Annotated in this window: 1 tRNA gene and 1 rRNA gene; both read left to right on the forward strand. The window is 54.8% G+C overall.

Annotation, left to right across the window (positions count from 1 at the left end):
• Positions 1-86 precede the first annotated feature (86 nt).
• Positions 87-162: transfer RNA gene (locus OGY37_RS00160), tRNA-Thr, on the forward strand.
• A gap of 38 nt (positions 163-200) precedes the next feature.
• A 5S ribosomal RNA gene (rrf, locus tag OGY37_RS00165) occupies positions 201-281 on the forward strand; the annotation flags it as partial.

The raw sequence follows: 281 nt of genomic DNA on the forward strand, positions 1-281 counted from the left end.
CTCAGAAGTGAAACGCCGTAGCGCCGATGGTAGTGTGGGGTCTCCCCATGCGAGAGTAGGGAACTGCCAGGCATCAAATTTAGTGTGCTGATATGGCTCAGTTGGTAGAGCGCACCCTTGGTAAGGGTGAGGTCCCCAGTTCGACTCTGGGTATCAGCACCAGTTTTTCGGTTAAAGTTCGGCACTTAGAAAAGAATTTGTCTGGCGGCTGTAGCGCGGTGGTCCCACCTGACCCCATGCCGAACTCAGAAGTGAAACGCCGTAGCGCCGATGGTAGTGTG

Origin of the sequence: Citrobacter sp. Cpo030, from assembly GCF_030333005.1 — a bacterium.
Classification (GTDB): domain Bacteria; phylum Pseudomonadota; class Gammaproteobacteria; order Enterobacterales; family Enterobacteriaceae; genus Citrobacter; species Citrobacter portucalensis.